The organism is Nocardia brevicatena NBRC 12119, assembly GCF_000308495.1.
Classification (GTDB): Bacteria; Actinomycetota; Actinomycetes; order Mycobacteriales; family Mycobacteriaceae; genus Nocardia; species Nocardia brevicatena.
This window is the reverse complement of record NZ_BAFU01000006.1, coordinates 1-15288: the sequence shown is the minus strand read 5'-3', so window position 1 is coordinate 15288 and position 15288 is coordinate 1. Positions and strand designations below refer to the sequence as shown.

Annotated in this window: 12 protein-coding genes, 1 tRNA gene and 1 pseudogene; 8 read left to right on the top strand and 6 right to left on the bottom strand. The window is 66.4% G+C overall.

What is annotated here, in order from left to right; genetic code table 11:
- Positions 1–45 precede the first annotated feature (45 nt).
- Together ON20_RS01180 and ON20_RS01175 are read left to right on the top strand one after the other, a co-directional pair.
- Entirely contained in the window at positions 46–1008 is a 963-nt protein-coding gene (locus ON20_RS01180) for a metallophosphoesterase (protein WP_040832954.1), read from the top strand.
- 91 nt (positions 1009–1099) lie between these two features.
- Positions 1100–1173: transfer RNA gene (locus ON20_RS01175), tRNA-Pro, on the top strand.
- 103 nt (positions 1174–1276) lie between these two features.
- Here ON20_RS01175 and ON20_RS01170 read toward each other — a convergent pair.
- Positions 1277–1870 (bottom strand): TetR/AcrR family transcriptional regulator, encoded by a 594-nt coding sequence (locus tag ON20_RS01170; RefSeq protein WP_040832984.1) that lies wholly within the window; start codon positions 1868–1870, stop codon positions 1277–1279.
- A gap of 122 nt (positions 1871–1992) precedes the next feature.
- Here ON20_RS01170 and ON20_RS01165 point away from each other — a divergent pair, with 122 nt between their 5' ends.
- Both ON20_RS01165 and ON20_RS01160 read left to right on the top strand, forming a co-directional pair.
- Positions 1993–3267 carry an FAD-dependent monooxygenase gene (locus tag ON20_RS01165; protein WP_040832953.1) on the top strand — a complete coding sequence of 425 codons (1275 nt, stop codon included), beginning with the start codon at positions 1993–1995 and terminating at the stop codon, positions 3265–3267.
- 758 nt (positions 3268–4025) lie between these two features.
- Positions 4026–5381: a serine hydrolase domain-containing protein gene (locus tag ON20_RS01160; protein ID WP_040832983.1), complete on the top strand. Its 1356-nt coding sequence runs from the start codon at positions 4026–4028 to the stop codon at positions 5379–5381.
- Between the two features lie 49 nt (positions 5382–5430).
- Here the strand turns inward: ON20_RS01160 and ON20_RS01155 are convergent, their stop codons facing one another.
- On the bottom strand, positions 5431–6465 hold the full coding sequence (locus ON20_RS01155; protein WP_040832952.1) for an aspartate-semialdehyde dehydrogenase: 1035 nt from the start codon (positions 6463–6465) through the stop codon (positions 5431–5433).
- A 293-nt stretch (positions 6466–6758) separates the two neighbouring features.
- A complete protein-coding gene (locus tag ON20_RS01150) occupies positions 6759–8024 on the bottom strand; it encodes an aspartate kinase (RefSeq protein ID WP_040832951.1) in 1266 nt (421 codons plus the stop codon).
- 278 nt (positions 8025–8302) lie between these two features.
- Here ON20_RS01150 and ON20_RS01145 point away from each other — a divergent pair, with 278 nt between their 5' ends.
- Both ON20_RS01145 and ON20_RS01140 read left to right on the top strand, forming a co-directional pair.
- Entirely contained in the window at positions 8303–8494 is a 192-nt protein-coding gene (locus tag ON20_RS01145; protein ID WP_040832982.1) for a DUF1918 domain-containing protein, read from the top strand.
- Positions 8495–8653: 159 nt separating this feature from the next.
- Complete coding sequence (locus ON20_RS01140) at positions 8654–9118, top strand: SRPBCC family protein (protein ID WP_040832950.1); 465 nt, start codon at positions 8654–8656, stop codon at positions 9116–9118.
- A 9-nt stretch (positions 9119–9127) separates the two neighbouring features.
- Here the strand turns inward: ON20_RS01140 and ON20_RS01135 are convergent, their stop codons facing one another.
- From ON20_RS01135 to ON20_RS01125, 3 genes are all read right to left on the bottom strand, one after another.
- Positions 9128–9949 (bottom strand): ion transporter, encoded by an 822-nt coding sequence (locus ON20_RS01135; RefSeq protein WP_245546928.1) that lies wholly within the window; start codon positions 9947–9949, stop codon positions 9128–9130.
- Positions 9950–10045: 96 nt separating this feature from the next.
- Positions 10046–11680 carry a GMC oxidoreductase gene (locus ON20_RS01130; RefSeq protein ID WP_040832948.1) on the bottom strand — a complete coding sequence of 545 codons (1635 nt, stop codon included), beginning with the start codon at positions 11678–11680 and terminating at the stop codon, positions 10046–10048.
- A gap of 151 nt (positions 11681–11831) precedes the next feature.
- The gene (locus tag ON20_RS01125) at positions 11832–12593 is read right to left on the bottom strand and encodes a sulfite exporter TauE/SafE family protein (RefSeq protein WP_040832947.1); all 762 of its coding nucleotides are present in this window, start codon (positions 12591–12593) and stop codon (positions 11832–11834) included.
- Between the two features lie 285 nt (positions 12594–12878).
- Between ON20_RS01125 and leuA the strand changes: the two genes are divergently transcribed.
- Positions 12879–14675 (top strand): 2-isopropylmalate synthase, encoded by a 1797-nt coding sequence (leuA, locus tag ON20_RS01120; protein ID WP_040832946.1) that lies wholly within the window; start codon positions 12879–12881, stop codon positions 14673–14675.
- Between the two features lie 246 nt (positions 14676–14921).
- Positions 14922–15288: pseudogene (locus ON20_RS01115) on the top strand (hypothetical protein); the annotation flags it as partial.

Here is a 15288-nt window from a genome sequence, read left to right as displayed (position 1 = left end):
AAACTACGGTGCACACACTCGAACGCGGTCACCTATGCTGGGCAAATGCCCGTAATCTCGACCTCCGCTCTTCGCCGGACGGCGATCGGTGCCGCCGGAGCGGCGGCAGCCGGAGTCGGCTACGCCTCACTGATCGAGCGCAACGCCTTCGTCCTGCGCGAGGCCACCATGCCCGTACTGCGGCCGGGATCCGCGGCGCTGCGGGTCCTGCACATCAGTGACCTGCATATGATGCCCGGGCAGAAGCTCAAACAACAGTGGTTGCGCGAGCTCGACCGTCTGGAGCCGGATCTGGTGGTCAATACCGGCGACAATCTATCGCACCAGAAGGCCGTACCGGCAGTGGTCCAAGCGCTCGGCGGACTGCTGTCCCGCCCCGGACTCTTCGTCTTCGGCAGCAACGACTACTTCGCACCGGTCCCCAAGAACCCCCTGAAGTACTTCAACAAGAACCACCGCCGCACCCATGGCGCCCCGCTGCAGTGGAAGGATCTGCGCGCCGCGTTTACCGAACGAGGCTGGCTCGACCTCACCCACGTGCGCCGCGATATCGAGGTGGGCGGCATCCGCATCGCCAGCGCCGGAGTCGACGATCCGCATCTGCAGCGCGATCGCTACGACACCATCGCCGGGACCCCGAACCCACTCGCGGATCTGCGCGTCGGCCTGACCCATTCTCCCGAACCGCGGGTCCTCGACCGTTTCGCCGAGGACGGCTACGACCTGGTCTTGGCCGGCCACACCCACGGCGGCCAACTCTGCCTGCCCGGCTACGGCGCGCTGGTCACCAACTGTGCTATCGATCGCTCCCGGGTCAAGGGCCCGTCCCAATGGGGTGCGCACACCCGATTGCACGTCTCGGCCGGTATCGGCACCTCGCCGTGGGCACCCTACCGTTTCTGCTGCCGCCCCGAGGCCACGCTGTTGACCCTGGTGGCCGCCCCGCCGAAGCGGCCGAACTCCGATTCCGGCCAGGGCCGCTCCACGTCGCAGGCCGTGGCCCGCTGAGCCGGTCGAACCGAGCGTCGAAAAACTCGCGTTCACCTGCCGGTTTAGCGTCTGAGCCGCCCCTGATGTAAGCTACCTCAGGTCCGCTTCACGGGGTGTGGCGCAGCTTGGTAGCGCGCTTCGTTCGGGACGAAGAGGTCGTGGGTTCAAATCCCGCCACCCCGACTCGTGTGTGGAGACACGTTCGGCCCCTGACCAGTTCGCCTGGTCAGGGGCCGAGTTGTCTCCGGGGCTTCCGGGCGGGAGAGGTCCGGCGCCGATCCATCGACTAGTCCGCATCGGTCCCGGGGGCCGCACGCGGCGCCAGGGCGGCGATCGCCGTCGCGATATCGGCCCCACTGGGCAGTTCGCCGTCGGGGTTGCTCACCCACTGCATCGCCAGGCCGTTGATGAGGATGAAGTACAGCTGCGCCACGGCATACGCCTGATCGTCGCGCAGTTGCGGATGTGCCTGCGTCAGCATGGCCGCGGTTTCCGATACGGCCTGCGCGTTCAGTTCGCCCATCCTGGCTCGCTCGCTCCCGGTGCGGTGAATGCGGACGACATTCTCGATGCTCGCCACCAATACCTCCCGGTTGCGCGCGAACAGCTCCGCGATGCCGTTCCACACCTGGGGGAACGCCACCGCGAGGGGTTGTCCGGCAATGGCCTGGATCCGGGCCTCGAGGGCATCGCCGATCTCCCGGCCCGCCTCGGTGGTGAACGCCTCGGTGAGCAACCTGTCCTTGGACCCGAAATGGTAACCGATCGCGGCGAGACTCACCCCGGCCTTGTTGGCGATATCGCGGGCGGTGGTCGCAGCGAATCCACGTTCGTAGATGCAGGTACGGGCGGCCGCAAGCAGATCCTCCTTGTTTCCCATATCCGCCACTGTAGACGGCTCTTGGACATTTGTTCTAGACAATCGTGCAAAACCATGTTAGACATTTGTCTTAGACGTTCGACCCAACAAAGCGCAGCGCGTGCCGAGACAAGGACAGGCCGATGACCACAGAAGCCACCACGACAGCAGCACCCCGGGTGCTCGTATCCGGCGGCGGTATCGCCGGAAATGCCGTCACCCTGCAGTTGCTCCGCGCCGGAATCCGGCCGACGGTGCTCGAACGGGCCGGGGCGCCCCGCCCCGGCGGTCAGGCCGTGGACCTGCGCGGACCCAGCCGCATCATCGCTGAACGCATGGGCCTGATGCCCGCTGTCCAAGCCCGGCAACTCGACGAGCGCGGCATGATCCACATCGATGCGGCGGGCGGCGAGCTGTTGCGCATGCCCGCCGAGTTGTTCGGCGGCAACGGCGCCGTTGCCGAAATCGAGATCACCCGGGGCGACCTGAACCAGGTGCTCCTCGACGCTATCGCCGCGGTGGTGGGCACCGGCCACCCGGGTGACCCGCACAACCCCGGCCTCGACTACCGGTACGGCGAATGGATCACCAGGGTGCGCGAAGACAAGAACGGCGTATCGGTGACTCTGGCCTCTGGTGCCACGGAACGATTCGATCTGCTCATCGGGGCCGACGGCCTGCATTCGACCACCCGAGAGCTGGTATTCGGGCCGGACGAGAAGTTCAGCACCTATCTCGGCGGCCATATGTCGTTCTTCACCATGCCGACCCCGGCGGGTATAGAACCGTACTGGATGTCCATGCATTCGATGCCCGGGGGGACCGCCGTCGGTATCCGCCCGGACGCCGACCCCGCGACCTGCAAGGCGATCCTGACCTTGCGCGGCGACGCCGATCCGGCCCTGTACCGCGATACCGACGCGCAGAAACAGCTGATCCGCGACCGGCTGGCCGATGGCGGTCGGCTCACCTCCGCAATCCTCGCGGCCATGGACGAGGCCACCGACTTCTACTTCGACGAGCTCTCCCGCATCACCATGCCGCGATGGACCACCGACCGGGTGGCGCTGCTCGGCGACGCCGGCTACTGCGGATCCCCGCTCTCCGGGCAGGGCACGGCCATGGCCCTGGTCGGCGCGTACATACTGGCCGGCGAAATCGCCCACACACCCCACGACCTGCCCGCCGCCCTCGAACGCCATGCCCGGGCCCTGCGGCCGTTCATCACAGCGGCGCAGGAACTCCCGCCGGGCGGTCTGGCGGCGATGGCGCCCCGATCCCGACTGGGTATCCGGGCGGGCCTCCTGCTCTCCCGGCTCATATCCTCCCGCCCGCTGCAGCTGCTGATGACCCGGGCGTTGACGAAAACCGAGGATTACGATCTGCCCGACTATCCGATGCCGACGCCACAGTCCTGACCGGACGGTACGCGAGGGCCGGATCGGTCACCCCGCGAAGACCGATCCGGCCGTACCCGCCCCGGGCCCGGTCCATCACCCCGCGAGACCGACCGGACCCGTCCCGACCCCTGATCCCTCCCCGGAGCGGTTCCAAGCCCTCCCCAGGTCCCGGTGCCGCTCCCGGTTCCGAGCCGGTGCCCTCGGCTATGGCGGTAACCGAGGGACACTGTGGTCGGATGTGCGCCGGAGTGTTCCGGCGTCGACATAACAATGCGGCCTCGGACTTGGCACGCGCTTAACGAGAACTTATGACGATGAAAGCGCGACCTGCGCGGACCCGCGGAACCCGGGTAGGCCCCCATTCGGATTCGGGCATGATGGAAACAGCTGCGATGACGAGAGTGGGAGTATCAATGGAAACGCTGCTCGTATGGGCCCTGGCCTGCGTGGCCTACTGGTTCAGCATGCTGTAGATCCTGCGGTCCCGGGTGATGCCGATCACGCCGGGTGGATGGAATAGCGGCAGACGGACGACCGTTGAACAGGACTGTCGACGTCCGGACAGCCCCGGGCCGCACCCTTTGTCGCTACGAGCGACCACTCGCCGAGAGGCGCATGTTGGGCGTCGACCCCATCAGGGACAACACGATGCCGCCGGCCGAATACGGTCGGCGGCATCGTCGTATCCGGAATTCATTGTTCGTCCAAAACCTTCTGGTCGCCCACACCGGGTCGATAACCGCCTTGGAGGCGTTCCGGGCATTATGGTGATCCGCATGGTGCGTTTCGGTGGGCTCCTGGTGGGAGCCGCAGCGGTATCGCTGGTGGTGGGGCACGTATTCGCGGCAAACGCTCACGCCGACCCCGCGACCACGGCCGCGGTGGAATGTTCTGTGACTTCCGGGCGGGAGCTACAGCGAGCGACGCCCGAACAGGTCGGCCTGGATTCCGGGCGGCTGGCCATGGCGCTGGGGTTCGCGAGCGGCCGCAACCGCTTGAACGTCCAGGTCTTTCGGCACAACTGCCTGGTCGGCGAGGGGCCTACCAACAATCAGACCGGGAACACCGCCTGGAATGTCTGGAGCGTAACCAAGAGCGTGGTCTCGCTTCTCACCGGAATCGCCTGGCACCAGGGAAAAATCGATATCCAGGCCCCGATCGACCGCTACCTGCCGGGCGGGCTCGGCGACGCGCGGCGGCGGGCGATCACCGTGGAGAATCTGCTCACCGAAACCTCCGGGATGCGAGCCGGGGTGGTGACCGAGGGTCTCACCGGAGTCGTTCCCCTCGACCCCAACAGCGCGGTGCAGGCCCTCGGCGTCCCCCTGGACCACGAACCCGGCACCGTATTCAGTTACAGCCAGCGCAATGTCGATCTGCTGGCGTATGTACTGGAATTGGCCCTCGGCGAACCGCTGCAGCAGTTCGCCCAGCGCGAACTGTTCGAGCCGCTCGGGATACCTCGAAGCGACTGGTACTGGGCCCGTGACCGTTCCGGCCACACCTATGGCTACGCGCACCTGTTGATCCCGCCGAACGATCTGGCCAAACTCGGTCTGCTCGTCGCCAACGAGGGACGGTGGGGCGATCGGCAGATCGTGCCGTCGGCCTACATTCATCGTGCGAGCACCCCGTCACGGGCGAACCCCTGTTACGGGTATCTGTTCTGGGTCGGCCCCACCTGCGCCGAGAACGCGAGCTTCGTCCCCCCGGACACCTTCGCCATGGCCGGGATGGGTATGCAGAACGTCTTCGTGATCCCGAGCCTGGACCTCATGGTGGTGTGGACCGGCCTTTACGGGAATGTGAGCAAACTGGGGCCCCCCGGGATCGTCCAGAACACCGGCGAGCTACCGCACGAATTCTTCCGCCGCCTGTTCGCGGCCTTCCAGGAACCGCCCGTCCCCGACCCCGGACCGTATATCGAACCGCCGATCACCATCGACCCGAGAGGCTTCGTCGATCTGGACATCCTCATCGCGGTATTCGGCATCGGCGCCTCCGCCTACCCCGGATGCAATGTCTTCGCCTGCCTGACCCAGCCGCTGGCTCCCCCGTTCTCCGATGCCCCGCCCGGCTGCGCCGTTCTGGCCTGCCTCGGCCCGGATCCCCGCACGCCGGGAATCCGCTGAACGAAATGCGGGCGGTGCGCCTACCGGGTGCACCGCCCGCGAAGATCGGTCAGCGGTCGGCGAGCAGGACTTCCGCGATCTGGATGGTGTTGAGGGCGGCGCCCTTGCGGAGGTTGTCGCCGGAGATGAACAGGGCCAGCCCGCGTCCGTCGGGGACACCCGGGTCCTGACGTATCCGGCCCACCAGGGATTCGTCGATACCGGCGGCCTGCAGCGGAGTCGGGACGTCGACCAGTTTCACGCCCGCGGCCCCGGCCAGGATCTCCTTCGCCCGTTCGACCGACAGCGGGGCGGCGAACTCGGCGTTCACCGACAGCGAGTGCCCGGTGAAGACCGGCACACGCACGCAGGTGCCGCTGACCAGCAGGTCGGGGAGGCCGAGAATCTTGCGGCTCTCATTGCGCAGCTTCTGGTCCTCATCGGTTTCCCCGGAACCGTCATCGACCAGCGAACCGGCCAACGGCAGCACATTGAATGCGATGGGGGCGACGTACTTGTTCGGGGCGGGGAACTCGACCGCACTGCCGTCGTGGGTGAGTTTTTCGGCGTCGTCGATCACCGCACGGGCCTGGCTCGCCAACTCCTCGACACCGGCCAGCCCGCTACCCGAGACGGCCTGATAGCTGGACACGATCAGCCTGCACAGACCCGCCTCGTCGTGCAGCGGTTTGAGCACCGGCATGGCCGCCATGGTGGTGCAGTTGGGGTTGGCGATAATGCCCTTGGCCGGGTTGCGGGTCTGTTCCGGATTGACCTCGCTGACCACCAGCGGAACGTCGGGGTCCTTGCGCCAGGCCGACGAGTTGTCGATCACCGTGACACCCGCGGCGGCGAAGCGCGGGGCCTGTACCCGCGACATGGTGGCGCCCGCCGAGAACAGCGCGATATCCAGGCCGGACGGGTCGGCGGTCTCGGTGTCCTCCACCACGACCTCGCCACCGCGCCAGGGCAGTTTCTTGCCCGCCGACCGCGCGGAGGCGAAGAAGCGCACCTCGTCGGCCGGGAAATCACGTTCTTCCAGCAGTTTGCGCATTACGGCGCCGACCTGTCCGGTCGCGCCGACCACACCTACTCGTACACCCATGGGCTGTGTCCTTCCGACATGCTCGGGAGCACCGCGTGGTTACGCCACACTGCCTCCGCAGCGCTTGACCCGATCATTCGACCTCCTCCCCTCCTTGAAAGAGGGGATGCCAACCCTCACAAGTTGGGCTTCCTGTTCATCGCGGACAGCTGGAAAGGCAAACCTTGTACAGTCTTACATCCGCTCCGCAGGCGTTTCATGTCTCCGCCGGCCCGGCGGCGACAGTCCCGGACTGTACCAGACGCGCCGGCCTCCGCCTGAACGCGCCAGGCTTGCGCGCTACGTTCGCCGGCTCAGCGTCCCGTTCCCGCGTGCACCACGGCCACCTCGTCGCCGCCGAGGTCGAAGGCGCGATGCAGCACCTTGACCGCTTCGTCGAGTTCGATGTCCTTGACCAGTACCGAGATCCGGATCTCGGAGGTGGAGATGAGATCGATATTGATACCGGCCTTGGCCAGCGCCTCGCAGAAAGTGGCGGTCACCCCGGGGTGGCTCTTCATACCGGCGCCGACCAGCGACACCTTGCCGATGTGATCGTCGTAGAGGACTTGGGAGAAACCGATCTCGCCCTGGTGTTTGCTCAGCATCTCCACCGCGCGGGCGCCCTCGGCCTTGGGCAGGGTGAAGGTGATATCGGTCTTGCCGGTCTCCACCTTGGAGATGTTCTGCAGGACCATATCGATGTTGATCTCGGCATCGGCGACGGCGCGGAACACTCGGGCGGCGTATCCCGGCTCGTCCGGCAGGCCGACCACGGTCACCTTGGCCTCGCTGCGGTCGTGCGCGACGCCCGTGAGGAGTGCTTTTTCCAAGGGGATGTCCTCCATCGATCCGTATACATAGGTGCCCCTTTTGTCGGTATAGGACGAGCGCACATGCACGGGCACGTTGTAGCGGCGCGCGTATTCGACGCAGCGCAGCATGAGCACTTTGGAGCCGCAGGCCGCCATCTCCAGCATCTCCTCGTAGGAGACCTGCTCGAGCCGCTGCGCGTCCGAGACGATGCGCGGATCGGCGGTGAACACTCCGTCCACATCGGTGTAGATCTCACAGACATCGGCCCGCAGCGCGGCGGCCAGCGCCACGGCAGTGGTGTCGGACCCGCCGCGGCCGAGCGTGGTGACATCCTTGCTGTCCTGACTCACGCCCTGGAAGCCGGCGACCAGCACGATGGTGCCCTCGTCCAGCGCCTCGCGCACCCGACTCGGGGTGACGTCGATGATCTTGGCCTTACCGTGCGCGGACGTGGTGATCACGCCCGCCTGGGAGCCGGTGAACGAGCGCGCCTCGGCGCCGAGGGAGTGGATGGCCATGGCGACCAACGCGTTGGAGATGCGTTCGCCCGAGGTGAGCAGCATGTCCATTTCCCGCGCCGGCGGCGCCGGGGCCACCTGTTCGGCGAGGTCGAGTAGTTCGTCGGTGGTATCGCCCATGGCCGAGCAGACCACGACGACATCGTGCCCCTGCTTCTTGGTCTCGACGATCCGTTCGGCGACGCGCCGGATCCGTTCGGCCGTCGCGACCGAGGAGCCTCCGTATTTCTGGACAACGAGAGCCACGTCAGGGTCCTCCAGTGTCGGCGAACAGCATCAGGGGACCAGCGTACCGGCCCGGAACCGGCGATTCCGGACCTATCCCGGTCGCTGTGTAGTAACCCACAACTATGTGGTGTGGCGGTTGCCCATGGGTATCGGGGCCGGTCGGTGCTCTTCCGACCCGGCGCCGCCACCATGGCCGGAGTTCCGGACGGCCGCCGACTCGTCCCCATCGCCGCGGTACGCGGCATAGCCGATAATACGGCCTTGTGATGTGCGACACCCGATTCGATAATGGTCCCATGATGGCCAACGTCGGAGATCGGCTCCATGTACACGGGCACACCGTGGGGGAGTATGACCACGAAGGCGAGATCGTCGAGGTGCGCGGGCAGGACGGCGCACCCCCCTATATCGTGCGTTTCGAGGACGGACACGAATCCCTGGTCTTCCCCGGACCGGACGCGACGGTCGAACGATCGTCGCCGCACTGACCCTCCTCCCCCGCCCGGCAACGGGCCGGTCCCGCTGATTCACGGCCGGTATACCAGCACACCGGCCGGTTTTTCCGCGCCGGTCCGGTGTTGACGATCACCATGGCGCTGGGGACAATCGGGCCGGTCGGGTACCCGCGGGGGGCTGGAGGATAAACCATGCGTATGAAGACCGGCATCAGCTTTGTGGTCGATGCCGATCCCGATCGGACAATGGACGTGTTGACGGCCGTCGAGATGATGCCGGAATGGTCGTCGGTCTACTCGGACGCACGCGTCGCCGGCCGCGACGAGCTGGGCCGTCCGCTCAGGGTTTTCGTCAAGGCCGCGCTACTCAACTTCCTCGACGACCAGGTCTTGGAGTACACCTGGACCGACAACCGGTGCTCCTGGAAGGTCGCCGACAGCACCCGCGGCGCCAAGGGCGGCGGGTACATCGAGATCGATATCGACGCGGACGCCGGCGGCACCGAGGTGCGGTACGGCATCGATATGTACATGCCCCTCCCCGTTCCCGGCATTCTGCTCAAACGCTCGGTGCGCAAGGCGCTCGAGGCGATGGTGCCGAGCTTCACCGCCTTCGTCCAGCAGTATCCCGAGCGGGAGAACTATCAGACCATCTGACCGCGGCGGTCAGCCGTCCCGGCCGGCGGGCACCGCTGGGCCATATGCCGACGGGGCGACCTTGACCCCGCTGCGAACCGCCTCGCGGAGCTGTTCCACATTCTCCCGTAGCAGGTCGGACACCAGTTCGTCGGTGCGCGGATCGGCGAGTATCTGGAAGACGATCCGGAACACGGTATCGGCGATGAGCCGGATGATGTCGTCGTGGAAGGGTATGTAACGCACCCGGCCGGCCTGCGGGTCCTTCTTGATCATCTCCAGGATCATCTCGTCCAGTTCGCTCCGGTTCTCCTCCAGCGCCGCGGCGATATTGCGGGTGTAGTGACCGGTGCGCAGCACTTCGGCGACCTCGTCCATCACCGCGATGGTCACCGGGCGTTTGATGATGTCCACAATGGTGCCCACCGAGCGGTTGACCACCGCAGCGGTTACTCGATCACCGAACACCCGGTCCGCGACGCGAGCCAGGCGAACCAGGATCACCACGAGCCGCAACAATCGGAACGCGCGGAAGAAGGGGCTGGTCACCGGGATCATACCGAGCACTTCGTACCAGTAGACGAACGGGAAGCTCCACGGCCATCCGGCCCGGCGCCACCGCCACAGGAATTCCGTCGCGAAGACCGCGCAGGTCGCGTAGTCGACGAGCACGATCACCCGGTACGTCTCGTCCGACACATCGAAGAATGTGACCCAGCAGATCAGCGCGACGGAGACGACGGCCAGCGCCAGCATCAGGAAATCCGTCCACAGCGCCGGCGGCTTCCGGGGGAAGCTACCCCGATCGGAGATAGTGCTGGTGTCGCCCACCGCGGGCGGCGCTGATACCACGTGCGAATCCCTTCAATGCCGAACGGTATCGCCGACCCTAATACCCGAAAAGCACTGCTACCCGAATATTCCGATGCATTCCTGCTATATCGAGCACTACCGGCCGGCGCGGATGATCGCCTCGATATTGCGTTCGGCGATCGCGGTGATGGTGAGCGAGGGATTCACCGTCGCGGTGCTGCCCGGGATCAGGGCACCGTCCACCACATACAGACCGGGATGTCCGTGCACCCGGCCGTAACCGTCGGTGGCCTTGCCCAGTACCGCGCCGCCCAGCGGATGGGCGGTGAACATGGCGTTGGCGTCATAACCCAGGGCGCCGTAGTCCGCGAGCGCGCCGGCACGTTCGGCGATCCGATGGTCCACGGCGCGCGCCGCGGCCACGACCCGGTCCTGGGTCGCGCGCGACCAGGACACTCCCACGCCGCCCGTCGCCTTGTCGTAGCCGAATTTCGCGCGCGTGGAATCGAGCACCATACCGAGCGAGCCCAGGGCGCCGGTCTCGAACGGGATACCGGGGATGTACCAGTTCTCCAGCGTGATCGCCACATCGGTGTCGTCGAAGATCCGGCTCGCGCTCGGCACGCCCTGCCCGAAGCCGGCCACCGAACTGGCGCCACGGGCCAGCACCACATCACCGTTGGTGCCCCAACCGGCACCTGTGTGTTCGTTGAGGTTCGCCAGGGTGCCCGTGGCCTGGGCGCGCACCAACAGCTCCGAGGTGCCGACGGAACCAGCGCCGAGGAACAACCGGTCACAGGTGAGGGTGCGGGTGCCCAGTACCGCGCCGATGGGATCGAGTTTCGTCACCGTCACCACGAACCGCCCGCCCGATTCCTGGGCGATGGCCTCGACCCGGTGCCCGGGATACACGGTGCAGCGGCCCGTCTCCTGCGCGTACTTCAGATAGTTCTGGTTCAGGTCGAACTTCGCGCCGTTGGAGTTGCCGAGATTGCTGCGGCCCACCGTGGCCGAGGGGCGGGTGGCGCCCGACAGCTCACCACGCAGCACCTCCCAGGTGAAGATGGAATCGTTCGGCACCGGTGTGTAGCCGGCCTTGCGGACCTGTTCGTCCCAGGCGCGGGAGTGGGTGAACGGCGGCGAAGCGTAGATATCCGCCGGCATGGGGTCCAGGCGCAGCATCTGCCGCACGCGCGGGTAGTAGACCCGCTCCAGTTCGCCGTAGTCGACCACGCCGCCGAAGACGTGATCGAACAACGTGCGCTCCGGTGCGATCATCGCCCCGCTGAAGACCACCGATCCACCGCCGACGGCCGCGGCACGCCATATGTCGATACCCGGGTACCGGGCGCAGTCCAGCACCCCGCCGAAGTCGGCGAACGACATCGGCACCTTGGTCACCCCGGTGAAGCTGGTGCTGTGCCAGAAGCCACGACCGTCCGGCAGATCGTCGCCGGTGAAGATCTCCCGCCAGGGATCGCTGGGCCATCGGGAACCGCGTTCGAGCACAGTACTGGCGATTCCGGCCTCCGCCAGCCGCAACGCGGTGGCCGCCGCGCCGAATCCAGAGCCCACCACGATCGCCTCGGTGTGCTCCGGCGGATCCGATATCGGTCGGAAAATTTCCGGAACCCACTGTCGGAACAGTTCATGCCAGATCGGGTCGGCGGTGGCCTGCGGTGTTCCGATCCGCGGTATACCGACCGCCGATCCCGTCACTCCGAGCAGGGCAGCCGCCCCCACCGATTTCCAGAAGGTGCGTCTGTCCACCCCGGCCTAACCTTTCTCGAACGCCTTTCGGCCGAGGGATGGTACCGATATTTCGGCCATCATGACGGACAACCATGTTGACCACCGCCCGACACCAGGCCTTACCGCACCTTCACGTATCCGTCGACGGATTGCCTTCCGGCCCAACCGTCTAGGCGAAAACGAGCCGGATCACCGCGATCACCCCCACCACCACGATGACAGCACGCAATACGTTCGGCGGTAGCCGGCGGCCGACGGTGGCACCGAGCCGGCCACCGATCACCGCACCGACCGCGATCAGCGCGACGACGGGCCAGGCGATATCGGCGATCACGATGAAGATGACCGCCGAAACGGCGTTCGCCAGCAGAGCGAGGACGTTCTTCACGCCGTTGAGGCGCTGGATGTCCTCGTGCACGAAGATACCGAGCAGTGCCAGTAGCAGCACCCCTTGGGCGGCGCCGAAGTACCCGCCGTAGATACCGGTACCGAAGACCGCCACCCACAGCACCGGACCACCGTGCGCGGGCGCGGGGCCGCTGTCCCGCCGCTGCTTCACCCAGGCCGACAATCGGGGCTGCAGCACCACCAGCACCAGCGCTATGCAGATCAGCACCGGAACGATCGCCGCGAACGCGCCCTCGGGCAAGGTCAGCAGCGCAGCGGCACCGGTGACCGCGCCGAGCAGCGTCGCGCTACCCAGCCGCAGCAGCCGGGTTCGCTGTCCGTCCAGCTCGCGGCGATAGCCGATCGCACCGCTCAGCGAACCCGGGACCAGTCCCACCGTATTCGACACATTCGCGGTCACGGGTGGATATCCGATCGCCAACAGCACGGGGAACGTGATGAGGGTGCCGGAACCGACAATGGTGTTGATCCCGCCCGCGGCTATTCCCGCACCGACAACGGCCAGTATCTCCAGCCACGTCATGGATATTTCCCTCGATTCTCCCCGGCCCGTCCGCGCGGCATTCCGCCGATCCGGCGCCGGTCCACACGATCCTGACCGGTGATGCTGCCGGCCACCCACGACGCGGGATGCCGCGGACCGCCCGTCGGCACCCTGTTCGGAGGAAGGTAGAATCGCACAGGTCATGCAGCGGGCACTTCTTCTCGGCCGCCGCGACGGGGTCTGACCAGATCGGCTTCCCGTCGCGGGGTTTCGCCACGCCGGTCGACCCGCATACGCCGACACTCTCACCCACGGAGAAACCGAATGTCACCCGCTGACGCCTTCGTTTCCAACATGCGCACCATCACCGCGCCCGCCAAACCCGCCCCCGACGACCAGCCGGCGTGGAACAAACAAAGGAATTCGGCCCTGCCGGTTTTCCGCTACCGACCGTTCGCGGAAGAAGTGGAACCGATCACCCTCCCGGACCGCACCTGGCCGGACAAGGTCATCGATCGGGCACCGGCCTGGTGCGCGGTGGACCTGCGCGACGGCAACCAGGCCCTGATCGACCCGATGAGCCCCGCCCGCAAACGTCGCATGTTCGACCTGCTGGTGCGGATGGGCTACAAGGAGATCGAGGTCGGTTTCCCCTCGGCCAGCCAGACCGACTACGACTTCGTGCGGGAGATCATCGAAGACGGAGCCATCCCCGACGATGTCACCATCCAGGTCCTGACCCAGTGCCGGCCGGAACTGATCGAGCGCACTTTCGAGGCCTGCTCGGGTGCGGCGAACGTGATCGTGCACTTCTACAACTCCACCTCCATCCTGCAGCGCAGGGTGGTGTTCCGGGCGGACCGCGAGGCCGTCAAGACGATCGCCACCGACGCGGCGAAACTGTGCCTGGAGACCGAGAAACGCCACCCGGAGACCAACTGGCGCTACGAGTACAGCCCGGAGTCGTATACCGGCACCGAACTGGTGTATGCCAAGGAGGTCTGTGACGCCGTCTCCGAGATCATCGCGCCCACCCCCGACAAGCCCCTGATCATCAACCTGCCCGCCACGGTCGAGATGGCGACGCCGAACGTATACGCCGATTCCATCGAGTGGATGCACCGCAATCTGGCCCGGCGTGAGTCCATCGTGCTGTCGCTGCATCCGCACAACGACCGCGGCACCGCCGTCGCCGCCGCCGAACTGGGTTACCAGGCCGGTGCCGACCGGATCGAGGGCTGTCTGTTCGGCAACGGCGAGCGCACCGGCAATGTCTGCCTGGTCACCCTGGGGATGAACTTGTTCTCCCAGGGCGTGGACCCGCAGATCAACTTCTCCGATATCGACGAGATTCGCCGCACCGTGGAGTACTGCAACCAGCTGCCGGTGCACGAACGGCACCCTTATGGCGGCGACCTGGTGTACACGGCGTTCTCCGGCAGCCATCAGGACGCCATCAACAAGGGGCTGGACGCGATGAAGGCCGCGGCCGACACCGCGGACACCGATATCGACGATATGCGGTGGGAGGTACCGTATCTGCCGATCGACCCGAAGGACGTGGGCCGCACCTACGAGGCCGTGATCCGGGTCAATTCGCAGTCCGGCAAGGGCGGTGTGGCCTACATCATGAAAACCGATCACGGGCTGGCACTGCCGCGCCGGCTGCAGATCGAGTTCTCCCAGGCCATCCAGCAGATCACCGACGGTGAGGGCGGCGAGGTCACCCCCAAGGAGATGTGGGATGTCTTCGCCGAGGAATATCTCAATCCGATCGTGCCGCTGGAGCGGATCCGGCAGAAGGTGACCGCCTCGGAAACCGACGGCGGGACCGACACCATCACCGCGGTCGTCAAGATCGACGGGGTCGAACACGAAGTCACCGGTACCGGGAACGGGCCGCTGGCCGCATTCGTGGATGCTATCGCGGCAGTCGGCTTCCAGGTGGAGGTGCTCGACTACTCCGAGCATGCCCTGTCGGCCGGCGACGACGCCCAGGCCGCCGCGTATGTCGAATGCGCGATCGGCGACAAGGTCGTCTGGGGGGTGGGTATCGCCACGTCGATCACCACCGCCTCGCTGCGTGCCGTGGTCTCCGCGGTCAACCGCGCCGCCCACTGAGCCGAATCCACCGAAACCGAAGGGCCCGCCGATTCCCCGGCAGGCCCTTCGGCCCCATCACACCCATCTCACGGCTACCGCGGTTTCGGCCTACTTACTGGCAAGGGTGAGAAGAGACCATACCTGCTAGCGTTGATCTCGACTCCAGCCGCCGAACATTCTGCTCGAACACCCGAGCAGATGGGGGAACTTGTGACAAGTAACGACCACAACCCGACCTCTCCGCCCTGGCTCCAGAGTCCTCCGGTGGACGCCGGTGAGGACACCGGTGAGGTCGACGTCGAATCCGAGGGCCGGCAGCAGACCGACGAAACGGGTGTGACCGGGGAACAGCCTCAGGCACCGGAATCGTCCGGCAATACCGATACTTCGTCGTCGGCCGCGGGCGGGGACGTGTCGGAAAGCACCGACGACGACCGATCCGCCGCGGCGCCGGACAGCGCGTTCAACCCTGGGCCCGGCGAAGATCCGACGGAACTACCATCGGGCGCCGACCCTTACGAGCCGCCCCCCGCGGAAGGCCAGCTCTCCCCGCCGGAGCCCGGTCGGTTCGAGGCCGGGGGCGCGGAGCAATTCGCCGCTCCGCACGGCAGCGGGCAATTCCCGCAACCGG